Origin of the sequence: Psychromonas algarum (assembly GCF_004376845.1) — a bacterium.
GTDB lineage: Bacteria > Pseudomonadota > Gammaproteobacteria > Enterobacterales > Psychromonadaceae > Psychromonas.
Map to the genome: position 1 here is coordinate 1 of NZ_SNUW01000002.1, position 22,524 is coordinate 22,524.

At 35.9% G+C, this 22,524-nt stretch carries 17 protein-coding genes, 1 tRNA gene and 2 pseudogenes; 11 read left to right on the top strand and 9 right to left on the bottom strand.

The annotated features are described in order from the left end of the window. Positions 1 to 1,997: LysM peptidoglycan-binding domain-containing protein (locus tag E2R68_RS00125; RefSeq protein WP_208380070.1), on the bottom strand; the 1,997-nt coding region annotated here is incomplete at its 3' end. A gap of 14 nt (positions 1,998 to 2,011) precedes the next feature. After that, a complete protein-coding gene (gene tsaE, locus E2R68_RS00130; protein ID WP_134275480.1) occupies positions 2,012 to 2,470 on the bottom strand; it encodes a tRNA (adenosine(37)-N6)-threonylcarbamoyltransferase complex ATPase subunit type 1 TsaE in 459 nt (152 codons plus the stop codon). A 398-nt stretch (positions 2,471 to 2,868) separates the two neighbouring features. On the opposite strand from tsaE, the gene queG reads away from it, so the two are divergent. Beyond that, positions 2,869 to 4,041, top strand: a complete 1,173-nt coding sequence (queG, locus tag E2R68_RS00135) for a tRNA epoxyqueuosine(34) reductase QueG (RefSeq protein WP_134275481.1) — start codon at positions 2,869 to 2,871, stop codon at positions 4,039 to 4,041. A gap of 79 nt (positions 4,042 to 4,120) precedes the next feature. Here the strand turns inward: queG and E2R68_RS00140 are convergent, their stop codons facing one another. After that, entirely contained in the window at positions 4,121 to 5,305 is a 1,185-nt protein-coding gene (locus E2R68_RS00140) for a Wzz/FepE/Etk N-terminal domain-containing protein (protein WP_134275482.1), read from the bottom strand. Positions 5,306 to 5,349: 44 nt separating this feature from the next. Continuing rightward, on the bottom strand, positions 5,350 to 6,369 hold the full coding sequence (gene tsaD, locus E2R68_RS00145; RefSeq protein WP_134275483.1) for a tRNA (adenosine(37)-N6)-threonylcarbamoyltransferase complex transferase subunit TsaD: 1,020 nt from the start codon (positions 6,367 to 6,369) through the stop codon (positions 5,350 to 5,352). A gap of 281 nt (positions 6,370 to 6,650) precedes the next feature. Here tsaD and rpsU point away from each other — a divergent pair, with 281 nt between their 5' ends. The 5 genes from rpsU (at position 6,651) to E2R68_RS00170 (ending at position 11,475) form a co-directional block, all read left to right on the top strand. Beyond that, positions 6,651 to 6,866, top strand: coding sequence for a 30S ribosomal protein S21 (rpsU, locus tag E2R68_RS00150; RefSeq protein ID WP_025563760.1), 216 nt, complete (start codon positions 6,651 to 6,653; stop codon positions 6,864 to 6,866). A gap of 18 nt (positions 6,867 to 6,884) precedes the next feature. Continuing rightward, positions 6,885 to 7,328, top strand: a complete 444-nt coding sequence (locus tag E2R68_RS00155) for a GatB/YqeY domain-containing protein (RefSeq protein ID WP_134275484.1) — start codon at positions 6,885 to 6,887, stop codon at positions 7,326 to 7,328. 97 nt (positions 7,329 to 7,425) lie between these two features. Next, positions 7,426 to 9,171, top strand: coding sequence for a DNA primase (gene dnaG, locus E2R68_RS00160; RefSeq protein WP_134275485.1), 1,746 nt, complete (start codon positions 7,426 to 7,428; stop codon positions 9,169 to 9,171). Positions 9,172 to 9,269: 98 nt separating this feature from the next. Further along, on the top strand, positions 9,270 to 11,114 hold the full coding sequence (gene rpoD, locus E2R68_RS00165; RefSeq protein ID WP_134275486.1) for an RNA polymerase sigma factor RpoD: 1,845 nt from the start codon (positions 9,270 to 9,272) through the stop codon (positions 11,112 to 11,114). A gap of 284 nt (positions 11,115 to 11,398) precedes the next feature. Then, a tRNA-Ile gene (locus E2R68_RS00170) sits at positions 11,399 to 11,475 on the top strand. A 202-nt stretch (positions 11,476 to 11,677) separates the two neighbouring features. On the opposite strand, the pseudogene E2R68_RS00175 reads toward E2R68_RS00170, so the two are convergent. Then, positions 11,678 to 12,016 (bottom strand): annotated as a pseudogene (locus E2R68_RS00175) (transposase); the annotation flags it as partial. Positions 12,017 to 12,075: 59 nt separating this feature from the next. On the opposite strand from E2R68_RS00175, the pseudogene E2R68_RS00180 reads away from it, so the two are divergent. Further along, positions 12,076 to 12,267: pseudogene (locus tag E2R68_RS00180) on the top strand (hypothetical protein); the annotation flags it as partial. A gap of 71 nt (positions 12,268 to 12,338) precedes the next feature. Here E2R68_RS00180 and E2R68_RS00185 read toward each other — a convergent pair. Next, positions 12,339 to 13,706, bottom strand: coding sequence for a BNR-4 repeat-containing protein (locus tag E2R68_RS00185; RefSeq protein WP_166738764.1), 1,368 nt, complete (start codon positions 13,704 to 13,706; stop codon positions 12,339 to 12,341). A gap of 194 nt (positions 13,707 to 13,900) precedes the next feature. On the opposite strand from E2R68_RS00185, the gene E2R68_RS00190 reads away from it, so the two are divergent. The 3 genes from E2R68_RS00190 to E2R68_RS00200 all read left to right on the top strand — a co-directional run bounded on the left by E2R68_RS00190 (position 13,901) and on the right by E2R68_RS00200 (position 16,455). Continuing rightward, entirely contained in the window at positions 13,901 to 14,284 is a 384-nt protein-coding gene (locus E2R68_RS00190) for a DUF2750 domain-containing protein (protein ID WP_134275490.1), read from the top strand. Between the two features lie 36 nt (positions 14,285 to 14,320). Beyond that, entirely contained in the window at positions 14,321 to 14,977 is a 657-nt protein-coding gene (locus E2R68_RS00195) for a DUF1007 family protein (RefSeq protein ID WP_134275491.1), read from the top strand. Positions 14,978 to 15,087: 110 nt separating this feature from the next. Next, positions 15,088 to 16,455 carry an L-serine ammonia-lyase gene (locus tag E2R68_RS00200; protein ID WP_134275492.1) on the top strand — a complete coding sequence of 456 codons (1,368 nt, stop codon included), beginning with the start codon at positions 15,088 to 15,090 and terminating at the stop codon, positions 16,453 to 16,455. A 91-nt stretch (positions 16,456 to 16,546) separates the two neighbouring features. Here E2R68_RS00200 and bamJ read toward each other — a convergent pair whose 3' ends face one another. Beyond that, positions 16,547 to 17,023, bottom strand: a complete 477-nt coding sequence (gene bamJ, locus E2R68_RS00205) for a BamJ family beta-barrel-assembly machinery protein (protein WP_134275493.1) — start codon at positions 17,021 to 17,023, stop codon at positions 16,547 to 16,549. Between the two features lie 225 nt (positions 17,024 to 17,248). On the opposite strand from bamJ, the gene E2R68_RS00210 reads away from it, so the two are divergent. Continuing rightward, a complete protein-coding gene (locus E2R68_RS00210; protein ID WP_134275494.1) occupies positions 17,249 to 18,169 on the top strand; it encodes a M15 family metallopeptidase in 921 nt (306 codons plus the stop codon). Between the two features lie 38 nt (positions 18,170 to 18,207). On the opposite strand, the gene E2R68_RS00215 is transcribed toward E2R68_RS00210, so the two are convergent. Together E2R68_RS00215 and E2R68_RS00220 are read right to left on the bottom strand one after the other, a co-directional pair. Further along, on the bottom strand, positions 18,208 to 21,324 hold the full coding sequence (locus tag E2R68_RS00215; RefSeq protein ID WP_134275495.1) for a multidrug efflux RND transporter permease subunit: 3,117 nt from the start codon (positions 21,322 to 21,324) through the stop codon (positions 18,208 to 18,210). After that, entirely contained in the window at positions 21,324 to 22,403 is a 1,080-nt protein-coding gene (locus tag E2R68_RS00220; protein WP_134275496.1) for an efflux RND transporter periplasmic adaptor subunit, read from the bottom strand. The genes E2R68_RS00215 and E2R68_RS00220 overlap by 1 nt, the downstream gene beginning before the upstream one ends. Positions 22,404 to 22,524 lie beyond the last annotated feature (121 nt).

Here is a 22,524-nt window from a genome sequence, read left to right on the forward strand (position 1 = left end):
GGAGTGACAGTTGTTTTAGTTATAACATAACCACCCGGAATTTTAATTTTCTGACCAATCGCTAATGACGTTGAACGCAACTTATTAAAAGACTTTAATTGAGCACTGGTTTTATTATATTTTTGCGCAATCACAGATAATGATTCACCACGTTGCACAACATGCACAGATGGTTGAGTATTATGAGATTGAACAACTTTTGGAGTGACAGTTGTTTTAGTTATAACATAACCACCCGGAATTTTAATTTTCTGACCAATCGCTAATGACGTTGAACGCAACTTATTAAAAGACTTTAATTGAGCACTGGTTTTATTATATTTTTGCGCAATCACAGAGAGAGACTCTCCACGCTTAACAATATGTAACTTGTCTTTTTGTTTCACTTTTTTGGTAATGATTTTAGGCGCGGATTTAATCGGTTGAATTGGACTAATGTAAACACCTGGAATTTTTATTTTTTGTCCAATCGCTAATGATGTTGAGCGTAATTTGTTATGGGATTTTAACTGTGCTGCTGTTTTATTATATTTACTAGCAATAACAGATAATGACTCACCACGCTGCACTGTATGTACAATTGCTCTTTGAGGTTCAGTAGGTGTTGCGTAATGTTTAACAGGCTCTGATTTAACAACCACATGATAATTAGGTGGAATATTTAAAACTTGTCCAATACGTAGAGAGTTAGATTTTAACTCATTATATTTTTTTAAATTTGCACTACTTACACTATAACGCTTAGCTAATATCGAAAGAGACTCGCCACTACGCACAGTATGTTTAATAATTCGTTTTTTCTGTGCAAACAAAGTACCCTGCGGAGGCGTTTGAATAAAGTGCTTATATATACCTTTATAAACAGCACCTGCAATTTTATTTTGGAAAGCAGGTTGATTTAATAGGCGCTCTTCTGTGCGGTTAGTAATAAAACCAGCCTCAACTAAAATCGAAGGAATATCAGGAGACTTTAAAACCGCTAAGCTTGCATGCACTGGTTTTTTCTTATGCATATAAGTAACTTTAGACAACTCTTTAGACACTAAACTACCAATTGCATAACCAACATCCATGGTATTCCCCATGGACATATCAAGTAACATTTTATTTAAAAATGGAACACTATCAGAGTCTTGGATAATATCACCCGCCCCCCCTAATAACTCAGAATGCGCTTCATGCCTTTCCATCCAGCGGCCTAATTCCGACGTTGCTCGGCGGTTTGATAGCACCCAAACTGAAGCTCCTCTAGGTCGACTAGAAGTGAAACCATCAGCATGAATTGAAACTAGAAAATCAGCTTTTCCTTTACGAGCTATCACGGATCTTTTATTTAAATTAACAAAATAATCCCCTGTTCTGACGAGAAATGCGCGCATTCCTTTTTCTGCATCTATTTTAGTTTTTAAACGTTTAGCGATTTCTAAGGTTACTTTTTTCTCATAGGTATACTTACCTAGCGCACCGGGGTCATCCCCACCGTGTCCCGCATCAATTGCAATAATAAGATCACGACCTACAAATTTTGGTTGTGCCACGGCAATACTAGCCGGCACTTGAGCCACTTCCTTATGAGGAATATCAATAACTAAACGATGTCCATAAGGTTTTGCGGGTGGCAAGCTAAAGATTTTGGCCTGACTCGCTTGCTTTAAGTCGACGACTAAACGGAACGTATTCGCTTGACCAGTTGCGCTGCTTCTTATTTTTTTAACAATAGCACTATCGGCAGTAATCTTATTCAAATCAGCTTTATTAATCGTTGAATTTAAATCAATTACCAAACGATCTGGTTTAGTTAAATAGTGAGTTTTATAATGTGGTTTCTGAGAAAGATCTAATACAATTCTAGTATTATCAGGAGAAGGCCAAGCACGAATGCCTTCAAGTTTATTTTGCTGAGCAGCAAAAACACTGAAACTGATGCTTTGTAAAATAAAAACAAAACATAAAAAACGTATTGTAGATTTAAATAATGAATTTACTAAAATTGCCATCTTCTCCTGAACCATCATAATTTTTTCAATACTCTTAAACCAACCACAGTATTTGCTTGTAAAGTAATTTCACGCTGCTCGCCTACATACGTTAATGTTAAATCGATATCGGGAGGCGGTAAAAAACCAATACCACGTTCAGGCCATTCCACTAAACAATGACTTGTTTCACCAAAATAATCACGGATCCCCATAAACTCTAATTCTTCAGGATCTGACAAACGATATAAATCAAAATGGTAAACCTGCCAATCAGCTAACTCATAAGGTTCAACTAAGGTATAAGTAGGACTTTTTACATTACCAACATGTCCCAAACCTTGAATAAAGCCACGAGTTAATGTTGTTTTTCCTGCACCTAAATCACCATGTAAATAAACACAAGTAGCGAGTTCACAAGCTTCACTTAAACGCTTTCCAAACAAAACGGTTTGCTCTGCATTATGTAGTTTTTCTTTTAATATATTAGACATGAATTTTACTAACTTCCGATATAAATAAATGGTTTTTATAGAGAATAAATAGCATTTTGTTATTTATTTAAAAAATGAACATAATACTACCAGAAAGCACATGATTCATACTACCTCTAGTATTATTAGCAGTAGTAAGTTAATCGATAACAGCTTCTTTTTATCCAATAAGATGTCTCAGTTATTTTAATGTGATTGGTATAGACACATATAACGTATTAAAGTGCATTAATTAAAACTGGAAAATAACATATTTTATTGTGTTAATTCCATATGAAAACATATTTGTGAGTACACATCGCTACCTAAAATAGTACTTTAATATGATAAACTGACTAAAATGACATTAAGATAAATTTTTACTATCAACATTCCCCAATAATCACTAAAAGTTAATCATGGAAAATAACCAGCAATTAAAGACCTCAAATAACCCAACGTTATCTGAACACGGATTACAGGAACTTGCTCAAAAAATAAAAGAGTGGGGAAAAGTTCTCGGTTTTCAAAAAGTAGGAATTAGCGATATCAATCTCATTGATCACGAAGTAAACCTACAAAAATGGTTAGATAATAATTATCACGGTGAAATGGATTATATGGCTAAGCATGGTATGAAACGTGCTCGTCCTAACGAATTATTGCCTGGTACATTGCGTGTCATTTCAGCACGTATGGATTATTTACCAGAAGATGCTCAATTTGCTTCTAATTTAGAAAATAAAGATCTCGCTTATATTAGCCGTTATGCTTTAGGTCGAGATTACCACAAAGTACTACGTAAAAAATTGAAGCAATTAGGAGACAAGATCCAACATGAAGTAAGTGAATTTGGCTTCCGCCCTTTTGTAGATAGTGCCCCCGTATTAGAACGCCCACTAGCAGAAAAAGCAGGCCTAGGCTGGATTGGGAAGCACTCATTACTATTAGATAAAACGGCAGGATCTTGGTTTTTTATTGGTGAACTCTTAGTTGATTTACCTTTACCTGTTGATCAAGCACAAACGAATCAATGTGGGCAATGTGTTGCATGTATAAAAATTTGTCCAACTCAGGCGATTGTTAGTCCTTATGTGGTTGATGGTAGACGTTGTATCTCTTATCTCACCATTGAATTACAAGGAACAATTCCGTTAGAATTTAGAAAAGCCATCGGCAACCGTATTTATGGCTGTGATGATTGCCAGTTAATTTGCCCATGGAATCGTTTCGCAGAAATAACACAAGAGTCAGACTATCAAGCAAAATATTTTTTACAAAACCAATCTTTAATCACTCTATTTAATTGGTCTGAAGAAACTTTTTTAAAAAACACTGAAGGATCCCCGATCCGTAGAATTGGTTATCAGCGTTGGTTAAGAAATATTGCCATTGCACTCGGTAATGCTCCGAGTAGTCTAGAAACGATTACCGCCTTGCAGGACAAACTTGCAATTAACGAAGATGAAATCATTAATGAACATATTCAATGGGCTTTAGCAGAACAACAGTTAAAATTACCCATCAATGTTGATCGTTTAAATCAGCGTTTAATTAAAGCAGTCATAAAAGGTTTACCTAGAGATGCTTAATGATAGCAATCACAAAAGATAGACAATAAAAAACCGCATAAGCGGTTTTTTATTGTCTTCAGAACATGAAATCAGTTGATTAACTTTCTTGTTTAATTACAGGCTTTCTAACCATATAAAAATGAACCAATGCAATGAAAATAGATACCATACCTGCTAACAGCGTTGCTAAAACAACAATTAAAGCTCGCTTAGGAGCAGCACGATTAAGTGGCGGCTCTACATTTTCTAAATAACGATAAGGTGTAAAAGACTGGTTATTTACATTATGTAGATCTTTTAACGTATTTAACGTTATTTTCATTTTTGCAATATTAGGATCTAGAATACTCAAGTCTTTAATTGATTTTAATACTTCAACTTTAGACTTTAATGCTTTAGCCCCTAAGTTAATTTGAAATAAATCCTCTTCAACATTAAGGTTAGGTTTGTAATCATTCATTCCCGATTGTGAAGCAATTTTATAAGCTAACTCTGTTTTTTTCAGTAACACTTGAAGCTCTAATTTTACGCGAGCTTCAGACATCGCAATAGCAACCTCTAATTCATTTTGAGATGAGTCAACAAATAAAGAAAACTTCTCTAATTGATTTTCTTTTACTTTATTAGCAATAAAATCAATATATTTATTCAAAAGATCCGAAGAACTATGCTTACCATCCGTACGAAAAGATAGGGTTGCTTCTTTTGTTTTAGGATCTTGTGATGCATTAATTTCCTGTAACCAACCATTTAAAGTTGTTTGGTAAGTTTGACGTACTAATTGGTTTTCAGCAGTCGTTTCATTAGTAGGCAATTCAATTTTATGATATTTCAAAAAAGCTAAAAAGACAGGATTGCTTTCTAAGAATTCTTTTTTATTAATTGACGAATTAAATGTATTAATAAAGTTTGCAAATAAAACATGAGGTTCGAATAAATTAGAAAAAGAAACAGGTATATTTGCTTCTCCATTATCTAATTCACCTTTTAACTCTCCTGCTTTTAAAACAGCCTTAACTCTTTCAGTTTGAGAATATAATTCAGCAACATCATTTAACTGAGGTTGAATCACTTTACCTTTAGCAACCCACCACTCTTGTGCATTTAAAGCATAAAAAACAGAGCCCACAATAGCCAGCACACACATAACAGCAGTTAGCCATTTATAATCCCAGATCACTTTGATTAACTCACGTAGGTCAATCTCATCATCTTCTATCTGTTGATATACCGGCATATTTAAATGCCCTTGATGAAATGACTCATTATTTTGTGACTTCATAAACCCTCTTTAATAAACATTTAAATATAAATAAACTATTTGGTTTAACTATTAACACTCGGTAAATCTTGCAATGGCCAACGCGGTTTTGCTTGTATTTTAAGATCTTGAGTATGTCCCGCTTTTAAACGTTGCATGCCCGCATAAGCAATCATGGCACCATTATCAGTACAAAACTCATTACGAGGGTAAAATACTTCACCACCTAATTTTTTCATCGTATTTTCTAATTGTTCACGTAAAGCTGTGTTAGCACTTACTCCACCAGCAACCACTAAACGTTTTAAACCCGTTTGTTTTAATGCTCTTTTACATTTAATCGCAATAGTATCAATAACAGCTTCTTGAAAAGCATAAGCGATATCAGCTTGCGTTTGATCGTCTTTACCTTCTCTTGCAATGGTCACAGCAGCAGAGGTTTTTAAGCCACTGAAACTAAAGTCTAAACCAGGTCTGTCTGTCATCGGGCGTGGGAACTTAAAACGTCCTGCAGCACCTTGCTCTGCCATTTTAGCTAAACGAGGACCACCAGGATAATCTAACCCGAGTAGTTTAGCTGTTTTATCAAAAGCTTCACCTGCGGCATCGTCGATACTTTCCCCTAATAATGTATATTCACCAATAGCATCAACTTGTACTAATAATGTATGTCCACCAGAAACAAGTAAAGCAACAAAAGGAAAGTCTGGTTTACTTTCTTCTAACATTGGGGCTAATAGATGACCTTCCATGTGATGGACTGCAATCGCAGGCTTTCCCCAAGCATAGGCTAAACTACGCCCAATACACGAGCCCACCAATAATGCGCCAACAAGCCCTGGACCTGCTGTATAAGCAATCGCATCAATATCATCTTTTGTACAACCAGCAAGTTTAAGTGCATCTTTAATCAAGGGAATTGTTTTACGTACATGATCTCGAGATGCTAACTCAGGCACAACACCACCATAATCTGCATGTAATTTAACCTGACTATATAATTGATGTGATAGCAAACCTTGCTGATCATCATAAACGGCAATGCCCGTTTCATCACATGATGTTTCAATGCCTAAAATTCGCATAATAAACAACCTTATAACAGTTAAAGTTGACTAAAATGAGTAGTCAAACTTAGTTAAATAAAAAATTAAAAGCATTCTAGCGGAAAAGTACAACAAACACTGATTTTTTTATCTATCTTGATTATAAAAAAGCAGATCTAAAGATCATTAGGATCTTTATGCTTTTTTAACTAAAATTAATACGGAATTTCTTTACATTATCCCCCAAATAGGATTAAAATCTCGCACCAATTTAAATGCACTGGTCAATTTACGACCGTAACCATAAAGGTAATAGGCATATGCCAGTAATTAAACTTCGTGAAAACGAACCATTTGACGTAGCACTACGTCGTTTTAAACGTTCTTGTGAAAAAGCAGGTATCTTAGCAGAAACACGTAAACGTGAATTCTTCGAAAAACCTACTACAGTTCGCAAACGTGCTAAAGCAGCAGCTGTTAAACGTCACTTGAAAAAACTTTCTCGTGATAACGCTCGTCGCGTTCGTCTTTACTAGAATAGATAAAGGTTCTCGATGTCTTTAAAAACAAGATTACAAGAAGAACAAAAGCTTGCAATGCGCGCAAAGGATAAAGTCCGTTTAGTGACAATCCGCTCATTAATTGCTGCTGTAAAACAAATTGAAATCGATGACAAAGTGGAACTGGATAACGATGCTGTTACAGCAGTACTTGTTAAGTCAGTAAAACAACGTAAAGATTCAATTACTCAGTTTGAAAAAGCTGATAGACATGATCTTGCTGATATTGAAAAAAAAGAACTTGCTATTTTAGAAGAGTTTTTACCTCAAGCACTGACTTCGGAAGAAATCGATGCGCATATTAAACAAGCCATTGCATCAGTAAATGCAAAAGGTATGCAAGATATGGGTAAAGTGATGGGAATACTCCAAAAAGACATTCAAGGTCGAGCAGATATGGCTCAAGTAAGTGGACTCGTAAGAAAAAACTTAATGTAAGCAATATCACTCGTCATTGATTAAAAAGCCCCAGCTTAATTTAAGTCTGGGGCTTTTTTGTTTTATACTCTTGATTTTCTCATAATAGGATCCAAACATGGCCGGCCGCATTCCTAAAAATTTCATCGATGATTTAATTGCACGTACTGATATCGTTGATGTGATTGATAGCCGCGTAAAGTTGAGAAAAAAAGGTAAGGATTACCGTGCTTGTTGTCCTTTTCATAACGGGAGTAATAACTCATCATTTTCAGTCAGTTCGGATAAACAATTCTATCATTGCTTTAACTGTGGAGTAAGTGGAAATGTTGTATCATTCCTCATGGATTATGACGGCATAGAGTTTGTTGACGCAGTTGAAGTATTAGCGGAGCAACTGTCTATTGAAGTTCCTCGCGAAGATGGCGGACAACAACAAACAACCAGTTATGTTGATAGAAAAGATCTTTATCAACTAATGAGCGATATCACACGTTTTTATCAGCAACAATTACGCTCACATAAAAACAGCGAAAAAGTCATCAACTACCTTAAAAGCCGAGGTTTATCAGGACAAACAGCCAAATACTTTCAAATTGGTTATGCCCCGGATGGTTGGGATGAAGTTCGTAAAAAATTTGCAGTCAACAAACAAACAGAGCAACAACTAATCGACGCCGGTATGCTCATTAGTAAGGATAGTGGCGGCAGCTATGATCGTTTTCGTGACCGACTCATGTTCCCTATTATTGATCGCCGAGGTCGAGTCATTGGTTTTGGCGGTAGAGTCTTTGATGACACAACACCCAAATATTTAAACTCTCCAGAGACACCTATCTTCCATAAAGGCAAGGAACTCTATGGTTTATATCAAGTAAAGCAAGCTGAAAAAGATGTTAAACGCATTCTAGTAGTTGAAGGTTATATGGATGTTGTTGCTTTAGGGCAATTTGATATCAACTATGCAGTCGCTTCATTAGGCACAGCAACAACGCCAGATCATATTCAGTTATTATTTAGACAAACCAGTGAAGTTATCTGTTGTTTTGACGGTGATAGTGCCGGTAGAACTGCTGCATGGAGAGCACTTGAAAATGCCTTACCCTCTATTCAAGATGGTCGAACATTACGCTTTATGTTTTTACCCGATGGTGAAGATCCAGATAGCTTAGTGCAAAAAGAGGGTAAAGATTTTTTTGAAAAGTTAGTTGATCAAGCAATGCCTTTATCTGATTTTTTATATCAACAATTGCTTTCACAAGTAGATATGACCAGTGCAGATAGCAAATCAAAATTAGCACAATTAGCTATTCCATTATTAACTAAACTACCTGATTCAGTATTTAGACAGATGATGGAAACTCGTTTAATCAGCTTACTAGGTATTGAAAAAGAAGGGTTGAAAAAATTATTGCCAGCTCCTCAAGTAATAGATAAACAAAAAAAATCACAAAAAATAACGCCTATGCGTTTGGCTATTTCTTTATTATTACAACAGCCGCAAATGGCTTATCAACTACCAGAGATCCCTGAATTTAAAGAAATGCAGATACCTGGGTTAACTCTTTTAAATACATTACTTGAAATTTGCAGAGAGACACCCCATCTCTCTACAGGTCTACTATTAGAACATTGGCGAAATCAGCCAGAAGAAAAGCAATTAATCACCTTAGCAACTTGGAAAAACCAAGTGCAAGAAGATAAATATGAGCAAGTATTTTTTGATATATTAGATAATTTTTTATCATTACATCTCACACAACGCATTGAATTTTTAAAACAAAAATCAAGACAAGGTGAGGTTTTAACAACAGAAGAAACGGTGCAATTAGCACAACTTCTAAAAGAACAAAAACAGTATTAATGGGATTGGCATAAAATTCAATTTAAGCGTATAATCGAGCGCTTACATTTTTTCCCGTTTATACCGCATTTCACGACTAATTTTTTTGGATGGTACCTATGGCGCAAACACCTCAATCACAGCTTAAAGAGCTGATCATTAAAGGTAAAGAAAATGGTTTCTTAACCTTCGCAGAAGTGAATGACCACCTTCCGCAAGATATCGTTGAATCAGAACAAATTGAAGATATCATTCAAATGATAAATGATATGGGGATACGTGTTGTTGAAACTGCACCTGATGCTGACGATCTTATCCTATCTGGTACAGACAATGATGAACCTGATGAAGACGCAGTAGAAGCGGCAGCGCAAGTATTAGCAACCGTTGAATCAGAGATCGGTCGCACAACTGACCCTGTACGTATGTATATGCGTGAAATGGGTACAGTAGAGCTACTAACGCGTGAAGGCGAGATTGTTATCGCTAAACGTATCGAAGAAGGCATCAAAGAAGTACAAAATTCAGTATCTGAATATCCAGCGACTATTCGTAACTTATTAGATAATTACGATAGCTATGAAGCAGAAGAATTAAAATTAACAGACTTAATCAGTGGTTTTATCGATCCTAATGACGATATGACGCAAGCCGTCAGCGCAACTAACATCGGTTCAGAACTATCAGAAAAAGAATTAGAAGATGACGATGAAGATGCTGAAGACGTAGAAGAAGAGGAAGAAGGCCCTAAAGGCCCTTGTCCTGAAGAAGCTGCTGAAAAGTTTGCTGAATTACGTCGTTTAAATAACATCGTTGAAAAATCAATTACTAAAAATGGTCGTAAACACGCAGATACACTTTCTGCAATTGACGAACAAGCTGAATATTTCCAACAGTTTAAACTTATTCCAAAACAATTTGATCGTATGGTTAAATTGATCCGTGGCAACATGAGCGCGGCACGTGTACAAGAGCGTTTAATCTTAAAAATCTGTGTTGAACAATGCAAAATGCCTAAAGCTGAATTTATTAAGCTATTTAAAGGTAATGAAACTAACAGCGCATGGTTAGAAAAATTATTATCAGGCAACGAACCTTATGTAGCAGGCATTAAAGAAGCAACGGAAGATCTAGAGCGTTGTATTCGTAAAATGTTAGCAATTGAAGTGGAAAGTGCACTAACAATTACTAATCTAAAAGAAATCTCTCGTGCAATGAGTATTGGTGAAACCAAAGCTCGTCGAGCAAAAAAAGAGATGGTTGAAGCTAACTTACGTCTTGTAATATCAATTGCTAAAAAATACACCAACCGTGGTTTACAGTTCTTAGATTTAATCCAAGAAGGTAATATAGGTCTAATGAAAGCCGTTGATAAATTTGAATACCGTCGCGGTTACAAATTCTCAACTTACGCAACATGGTGGATCCGTCAAGCAATTACACGTTCAATCGCTGACCAAGCACGTACAATTCGCATCCCCGTACACATGATTGAAACGATTAATAAACTTAACCGTATCTCTCGTCAAATGCTACAAGAAATGGGGCGTGAGCCTCAGCCAGAAGAGCTAGCTGAACGCATGATGATGCCAGAAGATAAAATTCGTAAGGTATTAAAAATTGCTAAAGAGCCAATTTCAATGGAAACACCAATCGGTGATGATGAAGATTCGCACTTAGGTGATTTCATTGAAGATACAACGATTGCACTGCCAGTTGATAGCGCAACAAGTGAAAGCCTTAAAAATGCAACAAATGATGTATTAGAAGGCCTAACTGCTCGTGAAGCGAAAGTACTGCGCATGCGTTTTGGTATTGATATGAATACAGACCATACCCTAGAAGAAGTGGGTAAGCAGTTTGACGTGACACGTGAGCGTATTCGTCAAATCGAAGCTAAAGCATTACGTAAACTACGTCATCCAAGCCGTAGTGAGCAACTACGAAGCTTCTTAGATGAATAGATAGCTGCTAAAAATCCTACTTCGGTAGGATTTTTTGTTTAAACACTTCGAACTGCACCTCACAGAAAACGTGAACGTGCAACTGAAGCTAAAGCATTACGTAAACTACGTCATCCAAGCCGTAGTGAGCAACTACGAAGCTTCTTAGAAAAGTAAAAAAGTACATGAAGGTAATATTATTAATTAATCTTAAAAATGTTACCTTTAACGCTGATTAAATAAGCAATCAATCAGGATATGCTAGACAGTTAAAAATCTAGCTTATATAATCAGCGCACAAATTAGGCCCTTTAGCTCAGTTGGTTAGAGCATACGACTCATAATCGTCAGGTCCCCCGTTCGAGTCGGGGAAGGGCCACCATATTAAACATCAAAGACGCTTTTTAGCGTCTTTTTTGCTTTCTAAGCCCCCGTAAATACTAGGATTAGCATTCAACTACGTTCCATAGCTATTTATACCAATTCCAATAATGTTGTGATCTAATATAACCTCATAAAGGAGCTGTTATGGATCATGATTTAACTAGATTAATTACATCGACATCTAACACCATTCCGCTTAATTAGTTGATCAGACTCATCCAATCTATAGTGCCTGTTTTCTTTACTCTTTTAACATCACTTACAAACTCATTCCAAGCAATACAGATGGCATTAACAATATCTTCGTAACCGTTAAAACACCGATTCGCTAAATGATACTGACGTAGCCAGCTCCACACTTGCTCTATTGCATTTAGCTCTGGTGAATAGGGAGGAAGTTTAATACAACTCAAGTTATTAAAGTCAGTGTCAATATCTTCTGTATGCCATCCAGCTCCATCCATAATGACAACTGCATGTCGACCTTCAACTGTACTTGTGGATATTTGTTCAAGATGTGCGTGCATAATATCTTTATGGTCTTAATGAATTAAATGAAAAGCCTCATTCTGGGAGGCCATCTCGATTGACCCACGAACAATTAAGTCCGATTGAACAAGTATGGAATTGGTTACGTCAGAATGAAGTAGCCAATCGTTGTTTTAAAGACTATAACGACATAGTTGATAAACATCTCGAATCTAATGTACCAAAACGACAGTGCCTTATAGAAAAAACAATCACTCCATTAAACAACTCGAAGATTAAGTATCCTACCTCTTTTTTTTAAGAAAAAGCCTCTAACAACTGAACTAACCGTTCAATTATTAGAGGCTTTTTATTTATAATATTATGTCTCTACTATTCTTTAATAATATAGGTATTGTATTTACCCGAAGTATCTCTTTCTTTCCAATCTGCTTGGAGCCCTAAAAATTTCACTTCTGGGTGGTAATTTTCTATCAAGCCTACTTTATTTAAGTTTTTAATTTGAGTATCTATAACATGATCTCTTGACCATGAAATGGCTCCATCAGTTGTTTTATAAGCAACAATTTTACCCCCTGACTTATGGTATGCAATGAAATCATTTACTCCAATTTTTTCAATATCCATTAAACTTGAGCCCTTTGTAATATTCACTACAGCCCATTCACTTCCTGTCCAACGTGCACTATTCAAGTATTTTTTACCACCCTTTTTATCTGCATATAATAAGACAGGTTTACCGTCGTCAGTATAAGAAGCTGCAAAATAATAATCGATAGCTTGTTTATTGTTGCTATCAAGTTCTCCACTATCAACAACAAGACAATGATTAATTTCATGTTCATCGATACTACTTCCTAAATCAGTACCTGCGGCATCAGTCCAAGTGTCTGTTTCGGGGTAAAAATAAGCAAAATAAGCATTTTTATGATACAGGTTATGCTTATTAATCGGTCCCCCACCTGCCATTGTCCAGCCTACTAAAAATCGCTCTGGAATTGCTCCGTGCGCAGGTTCATGACGAAAACCATCATTGTAAACTTCATTCATATTAGAAGGCATCGCATCATGAGTATCAATTATTCGAACAGGCTCTGAAAATGTTAAACCATTATCCGTTGATTTAATCATTTCTAATGGGCGATAATCCGTTGGTGCACCTGTTGTATAACGATAAAAAATATAAATATCCCCGTTAGTTGCTTTATTAATTAAAGGGTAAGTTGCTTTGATGGGATCATCTCCATTTTTTATTTCTTGGTAATGAGTAGCGTCCCACCCTTCTACGGAGTTTTCTAAAGGAGAGGTAGATTTATACAGTCGACTATTATGAGCAGAATAAACAACCATTAATTTTCCATCATTTGTTTGTATCATTTTTGGATAATTATGATGATCTCTTTTTTGTTCTGACCAAGTATATTGTGAAAAATAAGTATCAGGTATTTGCCCAACTATTTTTGAATCAGACCAAAGATGAGTAGTATGATCATATTCTCGCACATATGTATTCATATTCTCACCAGCCCAAGTGACCCATGTTTTATTAACCCTTTCATTATAAACGCCAAACCCGGTTCCTCTATCTGAGCTTAAATTATGATTAGATGCAATTTGAACAACTTGAGGATTTGATGTTTCCTGTACAGGTATAGATAAACTCATGCTAGATTGCTTACTTGTTGTCGTACATGCAGTTAATAATGTAATAGACATAAAAGTCATCAGAACTAATTTCATTAATGGTGCCTCTATTTGCATCATGGCTAAAGTCTTAAAAATAGCACTGATTGTGAGAATACACTGCGAAGCAGTTAAATAAGTTTATGATAAAGCAACTTATTATTAATAAATTAGAGTTAGAAACACTAGTAAAATAGAGTATTTACTTTAAGCTAATACATTATTTAGTAAACAATAAAACAGGACAAGCCATGAGCGAGTTATCTGCACAACGTATAAAAGAAATTCTAAAGTACGATCAACACCAGCGTTTTCAATACCTTTGTAAAGAAGTAAATAAACAACAAGAAATTTGGTTATTAATTGACGAGCACGGTTGTGTCATGCTCAATACTGAAGATGAAGATTGTGTTCCAGTATGGCCAAATGAAGAATTTGCTAAAGACTGGGCAACGGAAGAATGGTCACATTGTAAAGCAGAAGCAATTACTTTAGAAACATGGCGTAACCGTTGGACTCAAGGTTTACAAGAAGATGAATTATCAATTGTAGTTTTTCCAGATAAAGATCTTAGTGGAATGATTTTATTCCCTGATGAATTTGAACATGAACTAACGTTACAAGCTAAAAAATAATCGTTTAATCACATAAGTCCATAAAGAAGAATTTATATGCGTATCACGGCCCTTTTATTTATGCCTTTTTCATTAAAAAAAATAATACCATTATTTATTCTACTTTTGCCCGTTATGGTATCAGCACATCCTCATTCATGGGTTGATACTAATACTTATATCGATAGCGATGACACTCATATTACTTCATTACATATGACTTGGACTTTTGATGTCGACACCTCACATTACATGTTACAAGGTGAGGATATTAGCCCAGAGAATATAAAAAAAACACTACAAGCACTTGCCGATAGCGTTACGAATAACATGTATAACGAGCACTACTTCACTTATTTATACGATGCTAGTCAACCTGTTCGTTATAAAGCAGCCCGCTATCCTCAATTGATACAAGACAAAGATAAATTAGTATTAAGTTTTGAAATCCCATTATCCAAACCAATCGCCTTTAAAGGCAAAGAACTTCAATTATATATATACGATTCAACTTATTACGTTGATATGTCATGGATTAATCCAGAAGATGTGCAGTTATCGGAAAACCTTAATAAACATTGCACAGGCAAGATAGTAGAACCTAATGTCACTGATGCTCAACGAGCTTATACTTTGACTCTCGCTGAAGATATAGCGTCAAATAATGAGCTTGGACGATTCTTTTCTCAACAGTACAAGCTACACTGTAAATAACCTTATTTCCGGAGAAGGAAATCGATATAGTTCTATTATCCAGAACTGAGGTTAAATCGTTATTTTACGCTAACTCCGAAAACTTTTCCGCCTACTGTTAGGAAATGCACATGCTTTCAATTTTTGATATTTATAAAATAGGTATCGGCCCTTCAAGCTCACATACTAGCGGCCCCATGCTAGCGGCTTATTTATTTGCCAATGATAACCAAATCTTCATTTCAAAAATAACTCATATTAAAATTCAGTTATTTGGCTCTTTATCTTTAACCGGTAAAGGACATCATACAGACAGAGCTATCATGTTAGGCTTGATGGGATTTAAGCCTGATACAGTAAAAAGTAATGCCGCAAATAAGTTATTATCCGCCATTTCAGAAAATAAAAAACTACCTTTTTTAAACCAACATAATATTAAGTTTGATCCTGCTAGCGATATAGTATTTTGCCAAACTAGCTTACCTTTGCATGAAAATGGATTACGATTAACCGCCTACCAAGAAGATAAGTTACTGAATACTCAAACTTATTATTCAACAGGTGGGGGATTTATTAGCACAGAGGATCAATTATTAAATCCAATTAAAACAGCCAACAATAAAGTGCCTTTTCCCTTTAATTCTGCAGAAAGTTTATTAAATCAAGCAGATAAAAACGGCCTGAGTATTGGCGGTTTGGCGTTAAAAAATGAACTCAGTTTTTGTAGTGAACAACAACTCAATGAAATGACTACTAAAATTTGGGATGTGATGAATCGCTGTCTTGAACGGGGCTTAAAAACAGAAGGTATTTTAGAAGGTGGTTTACATGTAATACGTCGAGCTCCAGCCTTATTAAAAACCTTACAAGCAAATGAAGGCATTGAAAATGATCCCATGAGTATTTTAGATTGGGTTAATTTATATGCTTTTGCTGTTAGTGAAGAAAATGCAGCGGGAGGACAAGTTGTTACATCGCCGACTAACGGGGCTGCAGGTGTTATTCCCTCTGTACTTATGTATTACAACAAATACATACGAGAAATTGATAACAAGCAACTCAAGGACTTCTTAGCCGTCTCTGCCGCTATCGGCATGTTATATAAAATGAATGCATCCATCTCTGGCGCAGAAGTCGGATGCCAAGGAGAGATCGGAGTGTCTTCATCTATGGCAGCTGCCGGTTTAACAGCCATCAGAGGTGGGAGTAATGAACAAATTTGTATCGCAGCTGAGATTGCAATGGAGCACTCTTTAGGTATGACCTGTGATCCAATCGGCGGCTTAGTACAGATACCTTGTATCGAACGTAATGCAATGGGGGCAATGAAAGCAATTAACGCTTCTAGAATGGCACTAAAGCGTAATAGCAAATCATTAATCTCATTAGATAAAGTGATCGCTACCATGTATCAAACAGGTAAAGATATGAACAAGAAATATCGAGAAACTTCACAGGGAGGGTTAGCGATTATTCACTTAGCACCACCTTGTGAATAAAAACTTAGACGGTCAAAAACAAAACCTCTCATGTACAGAGAGGTTTTTAAAATACAATATTAGCTAACAGTATTTTTTATTTTCTACTTAATTACAGTCTATTAATTTTTAATAATTCAACTTCGAAAATTAATAATGAACCACCCGGAATTTTTCCTACACCTCGATTGCCATAAGCTAATTTACTTGGAATATAAAAGCGGAACTTATCACCTTCAACCATCAATTGTACACCTTCAGTCCAACCAGGAATAACTTGGTTCAGGCCAAAGCTAATTGGTTTATCACGTTCAACTGAGCTATCAAAAACAGTACCATCAATTAATGTTCCATGGTAATGCACTTGTACGTTACTTTTTGCAGTTGGATGCACTGTGCCTTCACCTTTCTTTAAAATAACATATTGCATACCAGAATCCGTGCTCATCACACCTTCCTGGGTAGCATTTGAAGCTAAAAAGGCTTCGCCTAATTGAATATTTTCAGGGGCGTTTTTGCCTGCGTTAAGGCGTTGAAAAATAAAAAATGCCACGACTAACACAATGACAACTAAAATAAATTTACTCATGATGATTACCTGTTTATTAATATAAAAATAATGCTGACTGTACTAGATTTTTCATAGTTATTTAAGGCTTAGTTTTCTTAACTCTTGCTTTCATCATTAATTTGAAAGATAAAAAAGTAAATTAAACAATTCTTTCCATAATGGTCTATTACCCTGCATACTTGTTGCAAACAGAACTTATTAGACTATTTCACTAAATAACAATTATTTAGTTAAGGAAGATTAATGCGTTTATTATATACCGCTATATTATTGCCTTTTATTATATCTATCCCTAAAAGTGAAGCTTCTATTTCCCCTCTTACTGCACCACAATGCCAAGAAATGCGAGACAAAAACATTATCAGTCAAACTGCGCCGATTCCTTGTAAGCGCCTAAAGGTGATTACTTTTCAACATATTAATTTTAAAGGGGAGCAGAAACAGGGCAAGTTAATGGTTCTAGATGCAGTTGCTCCATATGTTGATAACATCATGCAACAACTATATGCAATGAAATTCCCAATCCATCAAGCAAAGTTAATACAGCACTTTCAAGGGGATGATGAACTATCAATGACAGCCAATAATACCTCGGCTTTTAATTACCGAAAAATAGCAGGCAAAAAATCAGTTTCATTACATGCCTATGGTGTTGCAATAGACATAAATCCATTACAAAACCCTTTTGTCAGCTTCACAAGTTGGGGCACAGCAACCTTTAAACCTCTACTAGGCTACCAATATTTAAATCGCAAACAATACCGCTTAGGTAAAGCAGCGTCAGAAGGATTTGCAGAACAGGTAATTGATGTTTTTGCACAAAATGGTTTTAGAGTATGGGGAGGTGATTGGAATAGCCCAATTGATTTTCAACACTTTCAAACAACACGAGAAATGGCAATATTAATGGCTAAATTAAGCTCAAAGAATTCACAAATATTATTTAAGAATCATGTAGATTGGTATCAACAATGCCTGACTTACAGCAAAAATAGACAGCAAACCTTAACTATTAGAGATTACAGTTCACAATTAAAAGCAGATTTAAAAAAGCTGAATATAAATAGCAGAAATTTATCGCACGCTTATCAACAAGCTCCAACTGATTTTATAAAAGTCATTAAACATCCTGAAAAAGCAAACTTAACGCTTTGTTTTAATTAGTAGTTAAAGCGAGATCCTCTCTCGCTTTAACTATAAAACTAGTCCATGGTTGATGACGTTTTACTAGCATCTAAGCGTAACTCTTCATTCAATAGTTGCTCTACATAACCAGGTGAATGTGTATTACCGGAAATAAGGCGATACATAGCAGGAATGACAAATAAAGTAACAATCGTCGCAAATGCCATACCAAAAAAGACCACTGTGCCCACTGCGATACGACTTTCAGATCCTGCACCCGTTGATGTAATTAACGGAATTGAACCTGCTAACGTGGTGAATGCAGTCATTAAAATAGGACGTAAACGACGCGCAGATGCATCCATAATTGCCATGTCTAAGGAACTACCTTTGTCACGTAATTGGTTGGCAAACTCAACAATTAAAATACCGTTTTTAGTTACCATACCAATCAACATGATCATACCGATCTGGCTATATATATTTAAGCCTTGATGCATAAAGAACATACCAAGGAAACCACCTAACACTCCCATAGGCACGGTAAACATAACCACCAATGGATTAATAAAGCTTTCAAACTGTGCCGCTAGTACTAAATAAGCAACTAATAATGCAAGTCCAAAAACAATTAATACGCTACTACGGTTTTCTTTATATTGCTTCGATTCACCGCTATAAGAAATAGTAATATCTTTTGGCAATAGCTCAATTGCTTTCGCGTCTAGATAATCTAACACTTGTCCTAATGACTTACCTTCAGCGGCACTACCACCTAAAGTAATAGATTTTTGCTTATTATAATGCGATAGACGATTAGCAGAAGCGACCTCTTCTACTGAAGCAATTGTATCTAATGTAATTAAATCACCTTTATTAGAACGCATATAAATTTGGCTTAAATCACGTGCATTATTGAAACTATTTTCATCACCACGTAAATAAACATCGTACTCTTCACCTCGTTCGACATAAGTTGTTTCACTTTTACCGCCCAGCATAACCTCTAAGGTTTGTGATAAATCATCCAAGCTAACTCCTAATTCAGCTGCTCGTTGTTTATTTAATGTCACAACAAGCTCAGGTGTTTTTTCTGAATAATCTAAATCACCGTCAAACAGCATGCCATCTTGCTCTGCGTGTTGTTTTAATAATTCAGCAGATTTTTCTAATTCTGAATAATCAGAACCACCTAAGACAAATCCAACGGGGTCACTGGAACCACCTCTAAACCCTGGTAATAAAGGACGGACACGTACATCTGGTAAATCTTTTAATGCATTTTTAACTAATCCTAGAGCCGCAGAAGCAGAAACTGTCCTATCATTCCAATCCTCTAAAATCATAATTACAAAACCAGTTTGGTCACCCGCATTACCACCAAAAGCAGGAGCTTGAGTACTAAAAGATTTGATCACCCCTTGCCCAAGTAATGGCATGATACGCTCTTGTACTAAATCCATATTAGCAGTCATACGGTTATAACTTGTACCTTCAGCTCCTTTTACAAAGGCAAAAATAACTCCTCGATCTTCTTTAGGAGCAAGTTGAGAAGGCACTTGTTGCATCAAGAAATAACTACCAGCAATACAAGCAAGAATGACAAAAGGGCCAGCCCAACGTAATTTAATGGCAAACTGCAAGCAACTGCGGTAACAACCTTCTAAACGAGAGAATTGTTTATCTACCCATTGGTTAAATCTATTTTGTTGCTGATGCTCTTTTAATAATTTACTCGCTAATACCGGTGTCAGAGTTAATGCAATAATAGAAGAGAAAATAACAGAGACAGATAATAAAACTGAGAACTCAGTAAATAATAACCCTACCATGCCATCCATAAATGAGATTGGTAAAAATACCATAACCAGTACCATGGTCGTCGCAATAACAGCAAAACCAACTTCTCTTGTTCCTTTATAAGCAGCCATCAAAGGTTTTTCACCGCGCTCTAAATGATGAAAAATATTTTCAACCACAACAATAGCATCATCTACCACCAAACCAATGGACAAAATAAGTGCCATTAAGGTAATTAAGTTAATAGAAAAACCAAAATAATACGCTGCAATAAAAGCTGAAATTAATGAAACAGGAACGGTAATAGCGGGAATGATCGTTGCTCTAACTTGCCCAATAAAGATATATAGCACCAAGATAACTAATCCCCCCGTTAACATTAACGTGGTGTAAACCTCTTCAATGGAGCGATCAATAAAGACAGTGGAATCATAATCAACAGTAAGGTTAGTATTTGGGGGTAGAAAGGCTTGAATATCATCTACTTGTTTGTGTACAGCCGCTGCAACTTGTAATGGGTTTGCATCTGATTGAGGTACAATACCTAAACTTAGGTTAACCACTCCATTACTTTTAAAAGAAGAGTTTTCATTCTCAGCGCCCACGTAAACTTTAGCGACATCTTTTAAGTAGATAGGTGTGCCATCATTAGCAGTACGTACAACTAAATAATCAAAATCTTGAGGTTCTGCATATAATCGAGCAGTTCTTACCGACATGACCGTGGTGTCATTACGCACTTCACCACCAGGATTCTCAACATTTTCTGTTTTTAATGCATTAATAATATCACTGGTGGTAACCGAACGTCCGGCCATCAAATCAGGAGATAATTTAACGTACATGACTTGATATAAACCGCCCGATAAATTAACTGAGCTCACACCACTCACTAAACTAAATCTATCAACTAACGTACGTTGCGCATAATCGGTAAGTTGGGTTCTATCCATGGTGCTGGAATTAAGATTGATATAAATAGAGGGTTCACCCGAACCATTATTTTTAGAAACAATAGGTTCATCAATTTGGTCAGGTAAACGACGTTCTGCTTTAGCAACAGCATCTCGAATATCACTAACCCCCTCCGTAAGGTCCCAACCTAGATTAAAAGTAATTGTGATTCGAGACATACCATTACGCGTTACTGATTTAATATCATCAATACCACTAATACCAGTTATCTGATCTTCAATAATAGCCGTAACTTGGCTTTCCATAATAGTTGCACTAGCACCTGCATATCGAGTCATGACAGTAACAACAGGACTTTCCACATCAGGCATTTCACGTACAGCAAGCTTGCTAAATGAAACGGCACCAAATACACATAATAATAGGCTTAATACTATCGCCATTACCGGTCGTTTTACGGAAACATCAGATAACCACATTACTTGTTATCCTTTTTAGCTTTATTTTTTGCTTTAGTTGGCACCACGTTTTCTCCACCAACTTCCCCTAAATCTTTAACCTTTAATCCGTCACGCATATTAACTAAACCTTGAACAACAATGCGTTCACCAATCTCTAAGCCTGATTCAATTAATGCTTCATCTCGAATACGCGCACCTAATATAACTTCTCTTCGTTCTACTTTACTGTCTTTATTAATCACGTAAACAAAACGTTTTGTTCCAGAATATTCTAATGCTTGTACTGCAATAATAGGCTCATTCACTTCATCAAATACCAACTGAGATGACATCATCATACCTGGCTTTAATTTGTTATCTTTATTATCAAATAACAAACGAACACGTAAATTTAACGTATCTGGATTAATACGAGAATCTATAGCCATCACCTTGCCTGAAAAGGTAGTACCATTCCACGCTCTACTTGTTGCAGTGACATTCATTCCAATATTTAACATCGACAAATAGCGTTCAGGAACGGCTAAATCTAAAGTCATTTGCGATAGATTATCTAATGTTAATAAGGCTTCTCCAGCAGAAACTATTTTACCTTGGCTAAAATCAATCAAACCAATCGTACCTGCAAATGGAGCAACAAGGCGATGATTCTCAACAAACACTTTCGCTGCTAATAAACGTGCTTTAGCAATTTCAACAGTAGCAACTTGTCCGTCATATTGAGTTTGAGTTATTGCTTGTTTTTTAATAAGAGGTTCATATTCTTTTAATTTTCTTTGCTCATCTAATAAAAATGCATTTGCCTCAGTTAATAACGCTCTCGCTTTACCATTATCCAACTGCACCAACAACTGCCCTTTTTTAACATGCTGATTCGCCTTTACTGCAATACGTGTTACTTTGGCTGTGACTTCTGAAGTGATATTAACAAACTGTTTGGACTGTAGTTTTCCTATTAAAGATAATGATTGCGATACACCATGTGTTTCTACCACATCACTATATACAGAAACCGCAGGTGCAGAGGGTTTAGCCGAAGAGAGGCTACTAAAGGTGGCTAACAATAAAACAGTAAAAACAGACTTTAATTTATTCATTATTTTTTCTTCTAATAGATGAGTAGAACAATAGAGATAGCAACAAGAAGACAAAGCTGATGCCATTAAACGCTATAATAAAGTAAAATAACGAAAAGATTGTGGAGAAAATATGAATTTT

Coding starts and splice junctions, on each gene's coding strand:
- tsaE (WP_134275480.1), bottom strand. CDS start 2,470: ATGTCTAATATATTAAAAGAAAAACTACATAATGCAGAGCAAACCGTT.
- rpsU (WP_025563760.1), top strand. CDS start 6,651: ATGCCAGTAATTAAACTTCGTGAAAACGAACCATTTGACGTAGCACTA.
- queG (WP_134275481.1), top strand. CDS start 2,869: ATGGAAAATAACCAGCAATTAAAGACCTCAAATAACCCAACGTTATCT.
- E2R68_RS00215 (WP_134275495.1), bottom strand. CDS start 21,324: ATGTGGTTATCTGATGTTTCCGTAAAACGACCGGTAATGGCGATAGTA.
- bamJ (WP_134275493.1), bottom strand. CDS start 17,023: ATGAGTAAATTTATTTTAGTTGTCATTGTGTTAGTCGTGGCATTTTTT.
- E2R68_RS00155 (WP_134275484.1), top strand. CDS start 6,885: ATGTCTTTAAAAACAAGATTACAAGAAGAACAAAAGCTTGCAATGCGC.
- tsaD (WP_134275483.1), bottom strand. CDS start 6,369: ATGCGAATTTTAGGCATTGAAACATCATGTGATGAAACGGGCATTGCC.
- E2R68_RS00220 (WP_134275496.1), bottom strand. CDS start 22,403: ATGAATAAATTAAAGTCTGTTTTTACTGTTTTATTGTTAGCCACCTTT.
- rpoD (WP_134275486.1), top strand. CDS start 9,270: ATGGCGCAAACACCTCAATCACAGCTTAAAGAGCTGATCATTAAAGGT.
- E2R68_RS00140 (WP_134275482.1), bottom strand. CDS start 5,305: ATGAAGTCACAAAATAATGAGTCATTTCATCAAGGGCATTTAAATATG.
- E2R68_RS00190 (WP_134275490.1), top strand. CDS start 13,901: ATGAGCGAGTTATCTGCACAACGTATAAAAGAAATTCTAAAGTACGAT.
- E2R68_RS00195 (WP_134275491.1), top strand. CDS start 14,321: ATGCGTATCACGGCCCTTTTATTTATGCCTTTTTCATTAAAAAAAATA.
- E2R68_RS00210 (WP_134275494.1), top strand. CDS start 17,249: ATGCGTTTATTATATACCGCTATATTATTGCCTTTTATTATATCTATC.
- E2R68_RS00185 (WP_166738764.1), bottom strand. CDS start 13,706: ATGAAATTAGTTCTGATGACTTTTATGTCTATTACATTATTAACTGCA.
- E2R68_RS00200 (WP_134275492.1), top strand. CDS start 15,088: ATGCTTTCAATTTTTGATATTTATAAAATAGGTATCGGCCCTTCAAGC.
- dnaG (WP_134275485.1), top strand. CDS start 7,426: ATGGCCGGCCGCATTCCTAAAAATTTCATCGATGATTTAATTGCACGT.